This window comes from Bacillus cereus group sp. MYBKT111-2 (genome assembly GCF_051915205.1).
Lineage (GTDB): Bacteria > Bacillota > Bacilli > Bacillales > Bacillaceae_G > Bacillus_A > Bacillus_A paranthracis.
The window spans coordinates 102,289-121,659 of the sequence record NZ_JBQAEG010000002.1 but is presented as its reverse complement, the minus strand read 5'-3'; the positions used below and the strand labels follow the sequence as shown (position 1 = coordinate 121,659).

The following is a 19,371-nucleotide window of genomic DNA, read 5'->3' as shown; positions in this document are numbered from 1 at the left end:
CCTCTATTCAAAAACCTCGTTTAAATGGTCTTTATAAAATGAAATAGCACGTTCAAATTCTTTAACTTCTTCTACTTTTACGACTGTTTCAAGTAATAATTTCATAGCGGATTCATGATCGTTTACGTTATATTTCGCTAATGACAAAAATACTTTCATCACATCATTATCTGGAAACTGCTGCAAACCTGTTTCTAAAACAGTAATTGCTTTGTCATACTCACCTATACAACGATATGTACTACCAAGGCCGATATATGCCCCGCAAAGTGACTCACCTTCAAGACCGTTTGCAATTGCCTGTTCATAATATGGTATAGCCTCTGTTTCAAGCCCCATTACATCATGTATCCAGGCACATTGATAAAGTACTTCTGCATCCCTCGTAAAGTTTGTTAATCCAATGAGTATCTCTTTAGACTGCGCATATTTCTTTTCTTTCCGGAGTTTAATAGCTTGCTTTAATAAATGTTCCATAGAATTCACTCCTCACCAATTATTCTATGTATCCATATTGAATGGTTAACGTTTGTGTAAAAGTAAAATTCCCATCAATTAAAGTTTCGCTTACCAATATATACTATGCGGATTCACTCTTATCCAAATACTTAAAATTATAAAGCAGTAACGCGATTACATAGTACTTCTAACCTTTTGACAATTTCTTTCGCTGTTTCATCTTTTCCATTACATAACTGCCCTTTACCGTCTTGTCCAATTACGTAGTGCATTGCTCCGCGCGAATATAAAGAATGTGGTGAATTTGCAATCATTACACTCGCCTTCGCTTCTTTCATTCTATTTTTCGCTCTTTCAAACAATTCTTCTTTATTTACGTCACTTTCAAGTTTAAAGCCAACGAGTACAGTTTCTGGATCCCACTCTTTTATTTGTTTTAATACTTTCGGTGCCTTTTGAAAATGTATAATTGGCGCTATATCACTTGAGATTTTTCCATTCATATCAAGAACATTACCCTCTTGATCACAAATCTTGTCCACAATCCAATCAGATCCAGCCGCTGCCATAATAACCGCATCGACTTTTTCATGCGTAATGATACTTTTCATTTTATCTTGTAAATCAACAATTCCTTCAAATGGATGTAATTCTAATTGATTATTTCTATCATTCGGTTTCTCCGCAAAATAACCATGTAAATATATAACATGGGCCCCTTTACTTATAAGCTCTTCGGCGATTATTCTTCCAATTGTTCCTTTTGCCATATTTGTATGGCCGCGTACTTGATCCCATTTTTCTAAACAACCACCGCTTGTAATTAATACCTTTTTACCCTTCATCGTAACCATCCCTTACTAATTTTTCTTACGAAACCATTCTGTTCCAAAGTCAACTATATCACGTTGTTTCATAAGACGGCACTTTGCGTTTCCTATTTTCCCCATTGTTACAGTTTCCTTTTGCTCAAACTCTACACCAATTTCTACAAATTTGTCAGAATCGTAATCCATATCAACAAATTCTTTCCATACTCTTTCACCATTTTCTATAATAGGTGCCCCTACTTTTATTAACTCACATGCACCAGAACGTACTTCTGATAAATGTACAGAAGTATTCGAATCATATCCAACACCAATTAATAATATGTATCCGTCTAGATCGTATATTTTTCTTAATGGAGATTCTTCTCCTAAACTCATCGATAGTGACTGATTTACCGTTATTTCTTCTGCATGTCTTCCCCATGCAGCAAAGCTTCCTAATGGATGGTTACTACGTACTACATTCGGATATGTACGAAAACATTCAACTACTTTGCCCATTGCCCTTGTTGGTGTTATATGTGGCTCAAATGCTGGAACGTTATCCCGAATAATTTGCCACCATTCTTCAGGTACAGGTGGTCTTGACCAATGTTTCGGATCAGATAAATCCGAAGACTGAGTTGGCATAATAATCGTTCCCTCTTCTGTAATAACCTCCATTAACGCCTCTACTACTGCAACTGCTCCTCCAGATACCCAGCCTATGGAACTTAACGAAGAATGTACAATAACTGTCATTCCTTTTTCTAACCCTAATTTTCTTAAATCATTTGTAATTGTTTTGATTGTATTTGGCAATTGTGTACTCGCCACTATGTCATTCATTTTCACGGTTGTTCCCCCACTTTATTTTAAACTACTACATACATATATTATCATATTTTTCTCAATTTTTAACTTAATCATTTTTATCCACACAAAAGAATGGTAATATATTGATTTTATATAACAAAAGCAGCAACATGAAGGCGTTACATCACAGCAATAAAAACGCTATATATAAACAAAGAGCTCACCAAAAATGATAAGCTCTTTGTTTCATTTATCCTTCAATTGTAACTCCAGTAAACATCGATAAATTTCCTGTTATTTTCTCACCTACACGTAAAAATAAACCAGCAGCTCTCCCGCTAATACAGTGTGAACCAATTAATAGTTTACCAGTATACGGACCGTCCCACGTGTCAATTGTATAGTCTGGCATTTCTATGTATTGCTGATATATTTTCCGCTGTTCAAAGTAATACTCTGTTTTATCTTCAGCTAATAGTTCATTATTTTCGTATATAGATACTCCTCCGCCTTCACGGCCGTATAAAGGTTTAGAAACATAGGATTCATTTCTTTCTATAAACGGTTTATTTGTAAAATATGTTGGTAGGAAGTATTTCTGAATGATTCCTCGCTCCTCTTCCTTAAAGAAAACTTCTTCTTCGTAAAGTTGCCAAATTAATGCGAGTACACTTTTATTTTGCATAAGAAAAGCAGCTGGTGGATTAATGATTTTCACTCTGCCTTGCGCTATATGATCTAAAAACTGGAGTCCAATTCTTTTCCCGCTTTTATCAGCATCTGAAACTAAATATTCAATTGGATATAATCTATATAAATAATGAATTCTCTCACCATTTTGCGTATATATACCATCATCTGCAACGACGATATCTTGAATACCTATATAATCCGTTGACTGATCTAAACAATAGCTTCTTAAAAATTGAACTGTTTGATGGTCTTCATCATGCCAATCATAACTCGTAAAATAAATCGTTTCTCTAGGATCTATACTATAGTCATGTTTAATTTGTTCCCACGCCTGCACAATATGCTCCTCTATATGATTTGGATGATTTACATCGTGATAACGGCATAACACTTCATTTGCGACAGATGGCTCTAAATAACCAGTTGGTGTATCACAATTTACTTCTATTAACTTTATATCTTCACCATTTACGATAAAGTCAAACCTTGTAAAATATGAAAATAAACCTGTATGTTTCATTCTCGCAATTTCCCACGTTTCAGCTGGAAATCCTAATTTTTGAAAATCTTCTGTCGTATTGAGAATGTATTGATACGTTCTATATAACACATACATAATTTCTTCTGTCGCTTTTGAAATAGCAGTATAAGTTTTTACTGGCATACGATACATACCTGTTGCCATATATTGATTCCATTCTTCATTTTCTAATAGACTCGGCCAAGTAAACCCATTCCGACCAGCCTCTTCTGCAAGTGAAAACCATACTTTCATATACTCTTTCTGTTCTTGTTCTGTATACATTACTCCATTATCCTTTCATTTTAGGATCCTGCTGGCGCTTTTGCGTTCCCAATTCCACTAGAACCAGAATTCACTTTCGGCGTTTGTGTCGTAGATGATTTCGGCGTATTTGTATCTGGTGTTACTTTATTTGATGGATTTGGCTGTTGTTTATTTAAATCTACTTTATTGGAAGATTTATTATTGTTACTGTTAGTTCCGCCGTAATACCCTCCACCACCGCTGCCTCCAGTTCTACTTTGGTCTTTTTCACGATATGGAATAATGTTATTTGCATACGGTTTCTTCATTATATTCGGTTTTACTGTATAATTCATATTTGAAGTTCTGCTTGCTAATAAATATCCTGCAACGAACGGCAGTATCGGTAAATGTGAATTTTCATGATAAGAAGAAAATGACGGATTATTTTCCTTACATAACTCATCTTTTTCTACATTTTCATTAGTTGGAGCTTTATCATCACAATTTAATCTTTCTTGTTCATTTCCTTGTTTTGCGCCATCTGTTTTAACAGCAGTACTTTCTTGCTGGGCAGTATCTTCTTCATAATCGCCACAGCCCGTTAATAAAAAAGATGACACTCCTATTGAAGTAGCAATTTTTATAAATTTACTTTTATCCATTCTCATGTGTTATACACCTAATTTCTATTATCTATATTTTTCCAGATACCTTTATTATATAATGTAAATATCACTTTTTTCAAACGAAACATAAGATGTATATTTATATATTTTTATACTACATTTCCAAATAACAACAAAACCTTTCAACCCCCGGATATTTTTCTCCTAAACTTTTAACCTGAAAACCAATTTTTTTATAAAATTCTACCGCTTCATCGTCTGTCTCTGCCTCTAGATACATCAATTGATGCATTCTTACTACTTCCTTTATCATTTGCCACGCAATTCCATTATGACGATATTGTGGAACGACTGCTATATGACAAATTCTCGCTTTCTTTGCTCCAATTATTTCAATACCTATACAAGCCTTTTCTTCATATCTATACAATGTCCCTTTATTCCTTTCATAAAATAAAACTGCTTTCTTTTTGCTAGTTTCACTTGGGCCGATTGCATACTGTAGTACATTTAAAATGGGATCTTTCTCAATTTGTTCAACGCGTTGCAAATTCATATCATCATTCCTTTCTACAAAAAAAGATTAGCTCTTTATATAAAGAGCTAATCTCATTACGCCGTTATTTTTTCTTCTTTCTTCACAACGACCGCTACATAACTATGTAGTATCATTCCGATAATAACGAGGCTCATACCAATCCAAGATAAAGATGTCGGAATTGGTGCAGATAACAAGATAAGTTCTCCTACTAGCGCAAATAAAACCTCACCGGACTGAGTTGCTTCCACTGTTGCTAGTTTTTGCGGATCATCTTTTACAAGATCTGTCGCAAAGAAGAATAATACCGTTGCGATTAAGCCTGAACTAACAGCTACAATAAAACATTGGAAAACTTGGCTACTTGATGGTAGCCCGCCTGTTGATACTTCATAACCAGATAGTAAAAACCAAAATGGTAGACTTGCTAATGTCATACCGAGAACTCGCTGGAATACATCTAACTCGCCTTTACAAACTTGCATCATTTTTCGATTTCCAAGAGGATACGCAAACGCTGCAATAAGTACAGGAACGACACATAAAACGGTTTCACGAATTCCTAATGAAGAAGCATGTTCTACTTGCATGAGTACAACACCGCATAAAATAATACCCGACATAACTAATTCCTTCATTGGGAGTTTTTTATGTAATGGATCTACCGCAAAAAATGGCGTTAACAAAATCCCTGCGACGATTGTAATTTGCCATGTTGATGCAACGAGCCAACCAGGTCCGAAAGCTCCAGCAAAACTAAGTGGTGCATAGAAGAGGCCAAATCCAACAATACTCCACACTAACCATTCTTTCGGATTATTTTTCATATATTGAAAGAGTTGCTTTAAGTTTCCCCTATACATGACAATAAGTAAAAGCATTGGAACCATAAAGTAGTACCGTAATGAAGCACTCCAAATCCAGCTTCCACCTTCTAAGTCCATCGCCCGGTTTAAAACGAAGGTAAAGGCAAAGAAAAATGATGCCAATATCCCTACTGCAATAGCTTTCATTATAAAACCCCTTGTTTAGTTTCTTCTTATACTATACAACAAATTAAATATAATTAAAATTCAAAATCTTTATCTCGTATGCATTCTAGCTCTATATAGTTTTCTTAACTGACTAATATGAGCTTGATGGTACCGATTATGATCAGCTATATGCCATATTCCCCACCTTATAGTCGCATTTTCTCCCTTTTCATAAAAAACCTCTCGTGTTAAATCATTTTCTGTTAGTTTCACACATTCCTCATAAAACATATGTTGCACTGCTTCATAATCTTGCATTAATTGTTGCAATGTATGTTTTCTTAAACTGGGCAGCTCTCCTGCTTCATTTAACATAGGTCCATATATATTATCAAGTGCCAGTGGAACGGGTTCTCCTTTTAAGCGGTATACCCAATGCAAATCGACAACTGCTAAATGTTGAAGTAGTTGTCCAATACTATTTTCATTATTTTTTAACCCTTTAAAAGACAGTTCTTTCTCATCAGTACCCTCTACTAACTTTTGCAACCGTTTAAATGTATCGGCAACTGTCGCATATAGAATTGCTACTTGCGGGTTCATATTTTTTTCTAAATAGAGATCTTTCATAGTAAACTCCCTCTTTTAAAGGAACAAAACCATATGTTCATCATCACTATACACACCATTCATCTTTATAGCTCTCTTTTCAATCCCATACGTTTTAAAGCCCATTGATTCATACAACCTTTTTGCTGGCTCGTTAGTGGATACAACACCTAATGTCAATTGTTCCAAGTTCATTTCTCTTGCTTTTTCGATTGCCTTACGTATTAACTCACGTGCAAGGCCACTTCTTCGATTGCTTGCATCTACATACATCGCAACGATATGGCCTTTATGTTTATACGCCTCTTTCTCTTCTGTTAGTAAAGTAACAACTCCAACTAATTGATGATCTTCATTAAAAGCACCAAATGTACAACTAGTAGCAGCTGTTAAATTACTTTCCACTCGCTTAATCGGATTTTCTTGGTGAATCGCCTCTTCATAAGTTGTTACAAATGCCTCTGGATTTACTTGTAATGCTTGTAAACGTAAGTCCCAATATTTTTTTGCATCTTCTTTCGTAAGTAATCGAATCATATTTCTCTATCTCCTTTTAGTTAACATAATATTTTTACAAACTACTAATTAAAGATTGATATTCTTCTCTTAACATACTATAACGATAGCGATGAATGAACTGACCTTTACGTAATCGATCATTTCTCATTAACCCTTCGCATACAAAACCAGCCTTTTCATAGCTCTTTCTAGCTTGTAAATTATCTTCATCTACACGTAGCCATACTTTTTCTAATTCAAACTCAAAGAATGCTACATGTAACATACTATATAGGGCGGCTATTCCATACCCTTTACCCCAGTATTCTTTATTACCAATCGCGATTCCCAATTCTGCATTTTTATTTGTTTTATCAAAGTTTTTAAGATCTACCCATCCAATATGTATGCCGTTCTCCGCAGTGATAGCTCTTTGTTCGTAACCATTTTTTCGATTTATACATGCTTCAATCCATTTTTTTGTATCTTCACGAGTGAACGGTGGATATTGATCTGGTACAACTAAATGTTTCGTTACTTGTGTATCTAATGACCATTGATATCGATCTTCTACATCATCTAATGTCAGTTCTCTTAATTGAACAAATGGTACATTCATTATGCTATCCCCTTTTTATTTTCCTATAGAAAACCCTTCAAACATTCTTCCTCCATACTGTTCTAACGTTTTTTCTACAAAAGTAATTAATTTCATTTTCTCTCCCGTTGTATAAAAATGATCGAACGCCACTACAAATTGATCTGCGTATTGTTCATCATATCTTCTAAGTACCCTTATAAACCATTTTGAACTTCCAAGCCATTTCCCATTTACTCTTAATACATATTCATGTAATAAATCAGCTAATAAATTCGCGATAAACAACTCTTCTTCTCTTTTTGATGCACCAATAAAATCATCCAAAGTATCTGTAATAAAATAACGCTTCTGCTCCATCATTTCTTCTGTCCATTTAGCTGGTCCTTTAGTTAGTAACTCATTCGCTTCGCTTTTTAATTGCTCAACAATTTCATCTTCCCCTTTTAATACAACACCTTCTGCAACTAATTGTGGTAACGAAGGTCTTCCGCGGTCACAATCCATTTTAAAAAAGGTTTTTAACGTTTCAAAATTATGTACAAATACCTCAACTGGCCATCCATTACTATAGAAAGATTCTCTATAACAAGATGACAAACTAGGATCTATTATTACAATGTCCAGATCAGATGTTTTTGTCGCTTCTCCTCTTGCAACGCTTCCTCCAAGTAAAGCTACATCACAATCCGGAAATTGTGATGTAATGATGCTTTGTGCCGCTTCCATTGCTTTCATAACCGTTCCCCTTTTCTTATTTCACTTTCTTTTTTGCAGCTCTTTCTCTCGCTTTTTTTATATACGACTCTGCGTCTGGTGTTTTGCATGACGTTGCTCCGTGATCAACCTGTACCTTTCCAATTTTACGTGCAATTTCAATCGCTGTTTGCTCTAAGTCTTCATTACGAATTCCTATCGCGATTAATGCACTATTCATCGCTTCTTTTTTTCTATTTTTTTCATTATGTATATTTACTTTAATTTCTTCTAGATAAGGAGAGAAGAAATCATCTTGTAACGTTTTATTTTTAATCGCTATATTTGCTAATAAAGACCAGCCTGCTCTTCCAATCCATTCATCATCAGGCTTTGTCCAGTCTTCCATTCTTTCTATCGCGATTGGCGACGTACAAATAGCCGTCATTAAAACATCCATTAAACAATAATAATCAACTTCCTGTACCCATTTATTTAGTAGTTCTGTCGTAACTTTTTTTGGATCTAATATCATTGTTGCTAAAGTCATTGCATCCATATTTTTTGTTTCCCATAATAAAATTGCTAAATCATGATCTTTTTTTATCTTCTTTTTTAACAATTTTAAATTGGCAAAACTAACTCCGAATAGAGGCTCTTTCGCCCCATGGTTTTTATACGTTTTACGATTTTGTTCTGTTCCATATTCCTCTAGTTGCTGCATTACTTCTTCAAGTAACATATACCCACCTCTTTATTTTTTATGTTGACTTCATATATGTATGTACGATATATTCTACATTACTTTTTGGTTTTCCTATATTTATTTTTTAAATACGGTATGTGAAATTTTTTAATTGCTACAAACATCTAAAACCACTACGAAAAACCTGTACATTTTACATATACAGGTTTTCGTTTCATCGATTTCCTATAGTGTAAGAAATAGAATATGAAAGAACTTTTAATGGTTTGATTCTCTCCTTATTTTTGGTAAGCTCTTTACATCTGACCACTCTTCTATGGACCCTGCGTATGGAAAAACTGTAACTACATTAAAATCCGAACCTTTTTCTCTCCCAATTTGTTTAGCGGCTAATAAATTCGCTGCCGCAGACGTTCCTATTTTCATTATAAAAACGCGCCATTTCATACAAGGTCTCTTCATATGAATAAGTCCATTGTTTTTCTATCAAATTGTCTTCCTGTTTCCTTCCTAAGCCGAACCCACCTGATCCAGCATATTTCTTTAAATCATTTGGTGGTTGTTCAGAACCATAAGGCAATTCAGCAGGCATTACTAAATGTAGCTCAATTTTTTTGTATAATTCTTTACTGCTTTATCCCCCCCATTAGAGTTCCACCAGTACCAGCAGATGCTACCCATGCATGAATTGGTTTCCCATTCATTTGTACAATAATTTCTTGGCCTGTACCTTCTATATGACTTAATACTCTCTACTTTTTAATAACTCCCTTAACTAAATCTTCTTATATAAAAATCCCTACAAATGCTGTAGGGATTTATGACTCAATCATTTTGTTACACTTCATTACATACGAAAAGAGCTTCTTTATTCAAATGCGTTCATTAGCACAATTCTCCAACCATCTGGATCCTCTATTGTGATTCCTTTCTCTATCCAATACGGATTTTCTGGTTCCACCTCATGATAGCCCATATTGCTTAATCGATTCACTATTTTTTCAATTTCATCTTTATTAGGCATATAAAAAACTAGTAAATTATCTTTTGTCGGTGCCGGACAGGGACTTCCGTTAACATGCGTTGTAAACTCCAAATGATACTCGGCATCCGGTACTCCAAACATAACTCCATCATATCCTTCATGATTGTGAAATTCTCCTATACGCTTTAATCCTAACCCCGTCTCATAAAAACTTATAACTTCTTCAAATTTATCTGTTGGTCTTGCAATTCTAAATTGAACCCAATTCTTCATGCAAATCTCCTCCTTTTCATTTTCCAAAGCTTTACAGTCATTATTATAGGTAACATATATTTCCTTTAACATCCCTCATTAGTGTGAGAACTACTTAAGTTGAAAGACCTATTAGTTTATAAATAGTAGGACTTTAGTATTAAATTCATATAAAATTAATTATATGGATATCAAGATAAAATAAACATTTCTTCCTTTTTGTATAAATTGCTATTTTGCATAGTTTCTAATGTTGTCCATGACTGTCCAATTGGATTCACATATTGTCTTTCTTCATTACAAATTTTCCAACGAGAAGGTGCTTCTTCATTTTAGGAATACTGTACTCCACATGTATTGCAAATATAATTAGCCATATTCCCCCTCTCTTTTCATTTAATTGTTTCTTTACCAATATCTTAATAAAAAACAAAAATATTCGAATCAATAATTGGAACGAAAATGAAGTGATACGAAAGTATGAAATCTTGCATACTTTTGGACAAACTTTTTTGCACTTGTAAAAAAGTTTTTTTGCAATTACCTCCCTATAATTGCTAATATAGTAGAGTAGAACTTTTATAGAGAGAAGGAAAATTATGCACAATGGAATTCGAATGACAACTTTAGTGAAAAGGGCTATTTTGATTTGCGCGGGGGTATTATTTACATACGAAGCGGCTTTAGGATCAACACATACTGCTCTAGCAAGTACAGAGGATGAAGCAAAGTCTGTTCAACTTGTAAGTGAAATTCAATCGTCTCTTGCACCGAAAGAAGCTCCAAAACAATACAATGGGCAAGTTAGAAAAGTAGCTTATTTAACATTTGATGATGGTCCTGGAAAATACACAGCTGAGCTTTTAGATATGTTAAAGAAAGAAAATGCAAAAGCAACATTCTTCCTTATTGGTTCAAATGTAAAAGCTTTTCCTGATCTTGTAAAGCGTGAAGATGCTGAAGGCCACTACGTTGGGATGCACAGTATGACTCATAACTACAAGAAACTTTACACAGAGGGTCATTACGTAGATGAGATGAAAGAAGATCAAGGATTAATCGCTGGCGTTCTAGGTAAATCACCAGTATTAACTCGTCCTTCTTACGGCTCAATGCCAGGATTAAATGAGGCTCTTCGAAACAAAGTTGTTGAAAATGGATTAAAAGTTTGGGATTGGACAATTGATTCATTAGACTGGAGATATAACAAAATGCCGGTTGACGCTGCATCAGCTAAAATTGTAGAAAACGTTATTAATGGTGCAAACAAGCCAACAGAAGTTATCCTTATGCACGACATTCATCCACAGTCCGTAAAAGCAGTACCTGGTATTATTAAAGGGCTGAAAGAAAAAGGATATGAATTAGAAGCCTATAGTGAGAACGAACACTTCCCATTAAACTTCTGGCACGATAATCGTATGTAATAAAAAGACTTGATTTCCTTTAACTAGGAATCAAGTCTTTTTATCGTTTTTGGAATTACTCCTCGTATATTCGACTCAATTCCCCCTCTCTCCTTCGTAAAAAAATACGACGTTTTCGTGCTAAGGAAGATAGATCTATTCATGAAATCAGAAGTAAAAACTTGGATAGTAGAAGAAAAAACCGTATTAAAAAGATGAATCGAAAAGCAAAAGAGATTGCAAAGGCGATTGATACGAAATTAAAACAGATTTATCAAAATACAGTAAGAAATTATGGATTGAATATACAAAGTCAATCCTATTTTTTATATTATCAACACTTTAGCACATATTACTCTTAAGGAGTGATATGTATATGGATTTCCTTTCAGCTGAATATTTGTCAGCCTTACTTGCCATTATTGTAATTGATTTAGTGTTAGCAGGTGATAATGCCATTGTAATTGGGTTAGCAGCAAGACGATTACCGAAAGATCAACAAAAGAAAGTTATTATATGGGGAACTATCGGGGCAATCGCGATTAGAGCCCTCGCTACTTTAGTTGTCGTTTGGTTGTTAAAAATACCAGGGCTACTTCTAATTGGTGGTGTACTCCTTATATGGATCGCTTACAAATTAATTGCTGAAGGCAAAGATCACGATATTAAGGCGGAAGAAGGTTTCTGGTCTGCTATTAAAACCATTATCATTGCTGATGCATTGATGGGAATTGATAACGTTCTCGCTGTTGCTGGAGCTGCGCATGGCAACTTTTCTTTAGTAATCATCGGGCTATTAGTTTCAATTCCAGTAGTAGTTTGGGGCAGTACATTAATTTTAAAATGGGTTGACCGTTATCCTATCATCATTACGATTGGAGCAGCTGTTTTAGCTTATACCGCTGCGAAAATGATTGTAGACGAGAAATGGTTCGCTGCATTTTTCGAAAGTAATCCTTTCATAAAATGGGCATTCATCATTATCATCATTGCCAGTGTAGTTTTCTTCGGAAAGGCAAAACAGAAAGCAACAGATGGTTCTATCTCATGATGATGTTTTATTTACAAACAAAAGGCACTATTCATAGGAATAGTGCCTTTTGTTATTTATTTAGCTTCCCCTTCCGGAGTCGTTTTTACTTTCGTTTTGTTTTTATCACGATTGTTATAGTTATACTTCGAACGATCTATCGGTGTAAATCCTTCCGGTGTGTAGAATCGTAATAAGTCACCATTTACGACTTGGTCAGAGTATTTTAACGAGTTTTGAACCATTTGTTCATTTTGTTTTATTTCATCTGTAAATTCTACTGGTTTTCCAGTCGTTGTATCATAGTATTTGCCATTTAATGCAGTAACTGTTGGGCTTACGTAGTTACCATTTCGGAACGCAACAACTTGTTTATGATCTGGTGATAATAAATCTGAACCGAATTGAACATAATTTTTTGTATCTGTTCCTAGTAAGTGTAAAAGAGTTGGAAGAACATCAATTTCACCACCGTATTGATGTTGTACGCCACCTTTCACACCTGGTACACGAACGATTAAAGGTACACGTTGTAACTGTGCATTTTCAAACGAGTTAATTTCTTTACCCATTACTTTTGACATCGCTGCGTTATGATTATCTGAAATACCGTAATGGTCTCCGTACATAACGATAATAGAATTATCGTATAAACCAGATTGTTTCAAGTAATCGATGAAACCTTTTACAGATTCGTCTAAATAACGAGCTGTTTGGAAATACGTATCTACAGACGAGTCACCTGTGTTCGCTGGTTCAATTGTCGCTTCCTCTTTTTCAATTGGATACGGGAAGTGATTCGATAACGTAATAAACTTCGTATAGAACGGTTGTTTCAATGTTTCTAATAACGGAATGGATTCATTAAAGAATGGTTTATCTTTTAATCCATAGTTTACTACATCTTTTTCGTTCATATCATAGTATGAAGCATCAAAGAATTTATTAAAACCAAATGATTTATAAATATCGTCACGGTTCCAGAATGTTTTATAGTTACCGTGGAATACTGCTGATGTGTATCCTTGTTGCCCTAAAATAGCTGGTGCTGATTGATACGTATTATGAGATTTCGTTGTAAAGACAGAACCTTGTGGTAAACCAAACATAGAATTCTCTAACATAAACTCCGCATCAGACGTTTTCCCTTGTCCTGTTTGATGGAAGAAGTTATCAAAATAAAGCGTATTCGCATCTTTTGTAAATGAGTTTAAGAACGGCGTAACTTCTTGACCGTTTAATTTATAATCAATTAAGAAGTTTTGGAATGACTCTAAATGAATATAAATTACGTTCATTCCCTTACCTTTACCGAAATACTCAGGATTCGGACTAGCATAAGTTGATGTTAAATAATTTCTTACTTCTGTCATATTATCTCCATCAGCTAACGCTCTTTCCGTTGATGCTTTCGCACTTTGAATTCCATCATAAATTGTGTAGTTATACGCCCCTAAATATTTCACAATATAATTTCGGTCAAACGTTCTTGTTAATAATTCAGGACGGTCAGATTCTGCAAGTCCTAAGTTAACACTGAATAATAAAATACCTGCTACAAATACTAGTGATACTTTATGTTTCGCAACACGAATTGGTTTTGGATTTGCAAATTTAGTTGCTACTAACACAATTAAAATAATTGTATCTAAGAAGTATAACGGATCATAAAGATGTAGCAACGCAACAATACTACCACCTAAATCTCCAAAGTTATTCGTTTGTGTTAATGTCGGGAACGTAATAAAGTCACTGAAAAAGCGATAATATACGACGTTTGCGTACAAAAGAATCGACAATAACAAGTTGATAACAATTAACCAAATATAAGATCGTTTCCCTTTTGCAAATAATGCAAGCCCTAAAAATAGAACTGCTGAACTAAGCGGGTTGAAAAACAGCAAGAATTTTTGGATCGTGTTTGAAATCCCTAAATTAAATTCTGTTACATAAGCTGCATATGTTTTGAGCCAGAATAAAATAACGGCAAACAGAAAGAATCCAAAATGATTGCTTAGCACACTTTTGCTCTTTAATAAGAATTGTTTCATTTCTCCACCTCTTTTGATCATCCAAGGCTTATTTTTTTATAAGTCTGTCTCTCTATTCAATTTTTCATCTTCAAATAGATTCTATTTATTTAACTATATGAAGAATACTAGTAATTATAATTTGAAGCTATTATTTATTCAACTATTTCTTTCTAGAGATTTTGACCTTGGTTTCTATTTAACAAAATAAATTTGTAACATTTCCTGTTTTCTCCTAAGATTCATCCACTAATTATGACATCACATACTATATACCTTTATTCACTACTTCGCAAATAAATATGTCTCCAGTTCTGGAACATTAATGTAATATAATTCAATTCACAATAGATAGCATTTATTTTTTTAATGTACATTATTTCTTTATTCATTTATTTATGCTTCAGCCACTCTTCTATGTGGAACATCCAAATCTCTTTCCTTCAAGAAAATTATTCTTGAATAATTATTCACAATCCATAAAAATAAAATTTATAAAAACCCTCGCTCTCAAAACGAAAGCGAGGGTTTTCATCATTTATTATTGACCTTTGTACATTGCATCTACTTGTTTTTGAAGTTCTTCATTTTCTAAGAACTCATCGTAAGTAGCCTCTTTATCGATTACACCGTTTGGCGTTACTTCGATAATGCGGTTTGCGATTGTTTGTACGAACTGATGGTCATGAGATGTGAATAACATTGTACCTTTGAATGCGATTAAACCGTTGTTTAGTGCTGTAATAGACTCAAGGTCTAAATGGTTCGTTGGGTCGTCAAGTGTAATTACGTTCGCACCACTTAACATCATTTTAGATAACATACAACGAACTTTTTCGCCTCCAGATAATACAGAAACGTTCTTCTTAACTTCTTCACCTGAGAATAACATACGGCCTAAGAAACCACGTAAGAAGCTTTCTGACTCATCTTGTGGAGAGAACTGGCGTAACCATTCAACTAAGTTGAGGTCACTGTTCTCAAAGTACTTAGAGTTATCTCTTGGGAAGTACGATTGAGAAGTTGTAACGCCCCATTTGAATGAACCGCTATCTGGCTCCATTTCACCCATAAGAATTTTAAATAATGTTGTCATTGCAATATCGTTACGACCGATAAATGCAACTTTATCACCTTTATTTAAAGTGAAGTACACATTATCTAACACTTTTTCGCCATCAATTGTTTTAGAAAGACCTTCAACAGTTAATAAGTCATTTCCTACTTCACGCTCAGGTGTGAAGCCAACGAATGGGTAACGACGAGATGATGGTCTAATATCATCTAAAGTAATTTTATCTAATAATTTTTTACGAGAAGTTGCTTGTTTCGCTTTAGATGCGTTTGAGCTAAAGCGCGCAATGAAGTTTTGTAACTCTTTTACTTTCTCTTCTTTTTTCTTATTAGCATCTTGTGTTAATTTTAAAGCTAATTGGCTTGACTCATACCAGAAGTCATAGTTACCAACATAAAGTTGAATTTTACCGAAATCAAGATCAGCCATGTGCGTACATACTTTATTTAAGAAGTGACGGTCATGGGATACAACGATAACTGTATTTTCAAAGTTCATTAAGAAGTTTTCTAACCATTGGATCGCCTTTAAGTCCAAGTGGTTGGTAGGCTCATCTAGTAATAGAATGTCAGGTTTACCGAATAATGCTTGAGCAAGTAATACTTTTACTTTCTCTGCCCCAGTTAATTCTGACAATTTCTTATCATGAAGATCTTCACCAATACCAAGTCCTTTTAGTAAGATTGCAGCTTCTGACTCAGCTTCCCAACCGTTCAGCTCAGCGAACTCACCTTCAAGTTCAGCAGCACGCATACCATCTTCATCACTAAAGTCTTCTTTCATGTAAATGGCATTTTTCTCTTGCATTACTTTATAAAGTTGCGTGTGACCCATAATTACTGTTTCTAATACTGGGAACTCTTCGTATTCGAAGTGGTTCTGTTTTAATACTGCTAGACGCTCACCTGGCGTAATATGTATGTCACCTGTTGATGGTTCGATTTCTCCAGATAAAATCTTTAGAAATGTTGATTTACCAGCACCGTTTGCTCCGATTAAACCGTAGCAGTTACCTGGCGTGAATTTTATGTTAACATCTTCAAACAATTTGCGATCCGCGAAACGCAAACTAACGTTACTTACTGTAATCATTTGTGTCCTCCTACTAATACCTAGGGTTTCTCAACCCTTCTCCAATTTTAACAGAAATCCATAATTTACGATTCCTTTATTTTCATCTGTAAACAATTCTACTAGAACATCCTAATCATTACAACTTATAATTATGATATAAGTAATTTTATTACTTTTTTTAAAGAATTATTTAAAAATCCCCTCTAAAATCCATTAATAATTCAAGCCACTAAACACCTAGCAATATAATCACAAGAATTGCTGCCATTAAAGTATCTAACAAAGTAATTTTTCGGCGACATTTCCTGTTGCATACAAAAAGAGATGGAAACCCCGTAGGATCTCCGTCAAGTTGCATTATTTATTTCACACGTTATCGTTACGTGTTGCCCGTGGTATCTGATTTGCATATGTCTCGGCCTCCTTCGATAGTTAAATAAAAAAGAGCGATACCGATAAGGCACCGCCCCACTTCGTCACTATCCGACAATCTTCTGACTAGTTGCCCGCACCTTCGCCTTCACATTTCATAGCCTCTAGTACACGTGCCTTTTCGTCTTGTACGCGCATGATGGCTTCCTGCCATTCTTTTTCAGCCTGTTCCTGCGCTTTTATTCGGTCCTGTTTCTCCTTGTGTAGCTTTTGTTCCTCTAGATAGATTTCGTGCAGTGTTTTCATATTAGTACACCTTTCCTTTTCTTTTATTTTCGTCTCTGTGATCGTTTTGTGAGACGTAATTTTCGCGCGCTATTACGTACAGAATTGCATCATTTTTCGTTTTCGTCCTGTATGCACGTTCGTAGAAATAGCGTAATTCTTTGTATGTAGTCGGCAATTCACCTTTTCGCAGTGGTGACGGGTTCAACTCAATTCCTGCCCGCTGCAAAATATCTTCGTCACCTGTGATCGTTACGTGCTGGCCGTGGTACCTGATCTGCATTTGCTGCGGCCTCCTTCGTTGTATAAAATAAACGGTCATCGCAACAGTTTATAATGTAGTATGTGAAATTGTTCTACATTAGAATTTTCCCACCCTCTGATAGACTTCGCGGCGCATTCTTTCTTCGTTCATGTGAAGACAGACCCCCGTCGCCCTTCGCCATGTTATAGACCGCTTTCCAGTGCGGATCGTTGTACGATTGTGTATTCATTACAAGATAATTCCCGCCAAACCTTACGCGTGCGGCCGCCATTACATCATGTATCGATTTCCCTTCGATTTGTTCACCGTTATTTGGATCGTAGTTTGTTTTCATTTTCGATTTCCCCCGTTTTTTAACCGCACGTTTTGACTCTGTGCGGTTTTGTTCTGCTCGTTTATGTTCTACGTGACCAAGTGCAGCAGCAACGATAAAAGTCGCTACCGCTAGCACATGACACAAATATATAACTATCATTCAGTGATTGCCGCGCCTTGCATGTCTGGATTTTGCATCTGTACGCGCAACACTCTTTCACGATGTACATCAAAATATCTTTCGCTATCATTTGCGAATTGTTTTAGGATATTATCGCCGCTGATTTCGCTAAATACTCGATCATACTTGGCATTGCTGATAAACTGCACGTTTTCCATTTCCGCGATATCTGCCAGGCTTCGTTGTGCTTCTTCGTAGCCGTCCGCCTTTGTGGCCTTGTTTAGCTTGTTATGTCCGTTTAATAATTCATTTCGCAGTTTCATGCCTTGTTCACTATGGCCGACACGTTGTGCAATCACTGCGCCTAGTTGCAAGTATTCTTCCTGTACTTGTTTCGCTAGGCTCGGATGTACTGACGCCTTTTCGACTAGTTCAGCCAGGTGTTTCGCTGATCGTTCTGGCGTAGTTCCAAACATAATATTGCCGCGAAGTTGGATAAGATCCGCGTCAAAGATTGCCTTTGTCTGTGCGTCAACTGCTGGCACTTCTCGCAACAATTCCGCCTGGGCCGATGCCTTCGCCTTGCTTAAAAGTTCTTTATATTCTCGGTGTTTATCGACAATCATCTGCATTGCAGCGACTTCCATTTTTCGTTTTAGGCCCGCTTCTTTTTCCATTACGCCTTTATCTGATAAAATTCCGTCTTTGTTTAGATTTTCTTTTGCGCTTCGGAAATAGGTTGCCAGTCCTAAAATATCTCCGCTTAGTGAGTCTTGAATTTCTCTCGCTTGCTGCATTAGTTCTTTTGTACTATTTTTCATTTGAATTCCCCCGTATGATTTATATTTTTACAATCTGTTATTAACTTTTGTTCGTAGCTTGTCCATCATTTCAACGTTGCCAAGATCGTACAAGATCGCCTCTATACGTTGAAAAGTTTCTTTTCCAACGAAGCTGACGACCTTCGCAGCACTTGTCGCAGTTGGATTGGATTGGCCGCTTTCCCACCTCGAAATCGATTTTCGTTCAATTCCTAGCAAGTCTGCGAATTGAGTTTGTGAGATATTGGCGAAACTGCGTATCAATCGTAGTTTGTCGCCTGTTAGATGATATTGTTTATCGTGCATTATATCGCTTCCTTTCGTATGTATCTTTCGTGTATCCTGTTTTGTACATATTGGTATGATATCGGTGTATCGTATTTATAAATAAAAGTTACGGCGGGACCCACCCCGCCTAGCTCGCTACCACTGCACATTGACGTATTATGCGACGTATGCCGCCGTGTGGCTTCACGGCTGACATACACAAAGCGCCTTGAATATTCGAAGAATTGTTGTTCAAAGAAAAATCTCAATAACTTCGATAAA

22 protein-coding genes and 3 pseudogenes are annotated in these 19,371 nt (G+C 35.5%); 3 read left to right on the top strand and 22 right to left on the bottom strand.

The genetic code is table 11. The features are described from left to right. Positions 1–3: 3 nt before the first annotated feature. The 15 genes and pseudogenes from ACTFNE_RS05740 to ACTFNE_RS05670 form a co-directional block, all read right to left on the bottom strand. The gene (locus ACTFNE_RS05740) at positions 4–477 is read right to left on the bottom strand and encodes a tetratricopeptide repeat protein (protein WP_270704918.1); all 474 of its coding nucleotides are present in this window, start codon (positions 475–477) and stop codon (positions 4–6) included. Between the two features lie 137 nt (positions 478–614). Beyond that, on the bottom strand, positions 615–1,304 hold the full coding sequence (locus tag ACTFNE_RS05735; RefSeq protein WP_270704919.1) for a phosphopantothenoylcysteine decarboxylase domain-containing protein: 690 nt from the start codon (positions 1,302–1,304) through the stop codon (positions 615–617). Between the two features lie 15 nt (positions 1,305–1,319). After that, on the bottom strand, positions 1,320–2,117 hold the full coding sequence (gene aacC, locus ACTFNE_RS05730) for a BA2930 family N-acetyltransferase (RefSeq protein ID WP_270704957.1): 798 nt from the start codon (positions 2,115–2,117) through the stop codon (positions 1,320–1,322). Between the two features lie 217 nt (positions 2,118–2,334). Further along, on the bottom strand, positions 2,335–3,582 hold the full coding sequence (locus ACTFNE_RS05725) for a glutathionylspermidine synthase family protein (RefSeq protein WP_061184563.1): 1,248 nt from the start codon (positions 3,580–3,582) through the stop codon (positions 2,335–2,337). 20 nt (positions 3,583–3,602) lie between these two features. Further along, entirely contained in the window at positions 3,603–4,214 is a 612-nt protein-coding gene (locus ACTFNE_RS05720) for a hypothetical protein (protein WP_001242156.1), read from the bottom strand. A 112-nt stretch (positions 4,215–4,326) separates the two neighbouring features. Continuing rightward, positions 4,327–4,728, bottom strand: coding sequence for a GNAT family N-acetyltransferase (locus ACTFNE_RS05715; protein ID WP_270704920.1), 402 nt, complete (start codon positions 4,726–4,728; stop codon positions 4,327–4,329). A 56-nt stretch (positions 4,729–4,784) separates the two neighbouring features. Continuing rightward, positions 4,785–5,723 (bottom strand): DMT family transporter, encoded by a 939-nt coding sequence (locus ACTFNE_RS05710; protein WP_098314389.1) that lies wholly within the window; start codon positions 5,721–5,723, stop codon positions 4,785–4,787. A 69-nt stretch (positions 5,724–5,792) separates the two neighbouring features. Next, positions 5,793–6,314 (bottom strand): DinB family protein, encoded by a 522-nt coding sequence (locus tag ACTFNE_RS05705; RefSeq protein WP_270704922.1) that lies wholly within the window; start codon positions 6,312–6,314, stop codon positions 5,793–5,795. A gap of 15 nt (positions 6,315–6,329) precedes the next feature. After that, positions 6,330–6,830 (bottom strand): GNAT family N-acetyltransferase, encoded by a 501-nt coding sequence (locus ACTFNE_RS05700; protein ID WP_000620334.1) that lies wholly within the window; start codon positions 6,828–6,830, stop codon positions 6,330–6,332. 34 nt (positions 6,831–6,864) lie between these two features. Further along, positions 6,865–7,410 (bottom strand): GNAT family N-acetyltransferase, encoded by a 546-nt coding sequence (locus ACTFNE_RS05695; protein WP_001102434.1) that lies wholly within the window; start codon positions 7,408–7,410, stop codon positions 6,865–6,867. Positions 7,411–7,425: 15 nt separating this feature from the next. Continuing rightward, positions 7,426–8,127: a nucleotidyltransferase domain-containing protein gene (locus ACTFNE_RS05690; RefSeq protein WP_270704923.1), complete on the bottom strand. Its 702-nt coding sequence runs from the start codon at positions 8,125–8,127 to the stop codon at positions 7,426–7,428. A 16-nt stretch (positions 8,128–8,143) separates the two neighbouring features. Then, the gene (locus ACTFNE_RS05685; protein WP_270704924.1) at positions 8,144–8,827 is read right to left on the bottom strand and encodes a DNA alkylation repair protein; all 684 of its coding nucleotides are present in this window, start codon (positions 8,825–8,827) and stop codon (positions 8,144–8,146) included. A 222-nt stretch (positions 8,828–9,049) separates the two neighbouring features. After that, a pseudogene (locus tag ACTFNE_RS05680) lies at positions 9,050–9,540 on the bottom strand (cysteine synthase family protein); the annotation flags it as partial. 119 nt (positions 9,541–9,659) lie between these two features. Beyond that, positions 9,660–10,049, bottom strand: a complete 390-nt coding sequence (locus ACTFNE_RS05675; protein WP_000800674.1) for a VOC family protein — start codon at positions 10,047–10,049, stop codon at positions 9,660–9,662. A 191-nt stretch (positions 10,050–10,240) separates the two neighbouring features. Then, positions 10,241–10,405: pseudogene (locus ACTFNE_RS05670) on the bottom strand (hydrolase); the annotation flags it as partial. 222 nt (positions 10,406–10,627) lie between these two features. Between ACTFNE_RS05670 and ACTFNE_RS05665 the strand changes: the two are divergent. The 3 genes and pseudogenes from ACTFNE_RS05665 (at position 10,628) to ACTFNE_RS05655 (ending at position 12,485) form a co-directional block, all read left to right on the top strand. Further along, the gene (locus ACTFNE_RS05665) at positions 10,628–11,455 is read left to right on the top strand and encodes a peptidoglycan-N-acetylglucosamine deacetylase (protein WP_000551424.1); all 828 of its coding nucleotides are present in this window, start codon (positions 10,628–10,630) and stop codon (positions 11,453–11,455) included. An 80-nt stretch (positions 11,456–11,535) separates the two neighbouring features. Beyond that, positions 11,536–11,698, top strand: a pseudogene (locus tag ACTFNE_RS05660) (DUF3841 domain-containing protein); the annotation flags it as partial. Between the two features lie 112 nt (positions 11,699–11,810). Then, a complete protein-coding gene (locus ACTFNE_RS05655) occupies positions 11,811–12,485 on the top strand; it encodes a TerC family protein (RefSeq protein ID WP_270704925.1) in 675 nt (224 codons plus the stop codon). Between the two features lie 56 nt (positions 12,486–12,541). On the opposite strand, the gene ACTFNE_RS05650 is transcribed toward ACTFNE_RS05655, so the two are convergent. The 7 genes from ACTFNE_RS05650 to ACTFNE_RS05620 all read right to left on the bottom strand — a co-directional run bounded on the left by ACTFNE_RS05650 (position 12,542) and on the right by ACTFNE_RS05620 (position 19,128). Next, complete coding sequence (locus ACTFNE_RS05650; RefSeq protein WP_000808756.1) at positions 12,542–14,515, bottom strand: LTA synthase family protein; 1,974 nt, start codon at positions 14,513–14,515, stop codon at positions 12,542–12,544. 520 nt (positions 14,516–15,035) lie between these two features. Then, positions 15,036–16,661 carry an ABC-F family ATP-binding cassette domain-containing protein gene (locus ACTFNE_RS05645; protein WP_000633862.1) on the bottom strand — a complete coding sequence of 542 codons (1,626 nt, stop codon included), beginning with the start codon at positions 16,659–16,661 and terminating at the stop codon, positions 15,036–15,038. 480 nt (positions 16,662–17,141) lie between these two features. Next, positions 17,142–17,321: a hypothetical protein gene (locus ACTFNE_RS05640; protein WP_270704926.1), complete on the bottom strand. Its 180-nt coding sequence runs from the start codon at positions 17,319–17,321 to the stop codon at positions 17,142–17,144. 1 nt (position 17,322) lies between these two features. Then, positions 17,323–17,583 (bottom strand): hypothetical protein, encoded by a 261-nt coding sequence (locus ACTFNE_RS05635; protein WP_270704927.1) that lies wholly within the window; start codon positions 17,581–17,583, stop codon positions 17,323–17,325. 73 nt (positions 17,584–17,656) lie between these two features. Further along, on the bottom strand, positions 17,657–18,016 hold the full coding sequence (locus ACTFNE_RS05630; protein WP_270704958.1) for a hypothetical protein: 360 nt from the start codon (positions 18,014–18,016) through the stop codon (positions 17,657–17,659). 20 nt (positions 18,017–18,036) lie between these two features. Further along, positions 18,037–18,822: a hypothetical protein gene (locus tag ACTFNE_RS05625; RefSeq protein ID WP_270704928.1), complete on the bottom strand. Its 786-nt coding sequence runs from the start codon at positions 18,820–18,822 to the stop codon at positions 18,037–18,039. A gap of 27 nt (positions 18,823–18,849) precedes the next feature. Beyond that, positions 18,850–19,128, bottom strand: a complete 279-nt coding sequence (locus ACTFNE_RS05620) for a helix-turn-helix transcriptional regulator (RefSeq protein ID WP_270704929.1) — start codon at positions 19,126–19,128, stop codon at positions 18,850–18,852. Between the last annotated feature and the right edge of the window lie 243 nt (positions 19,129–19,371).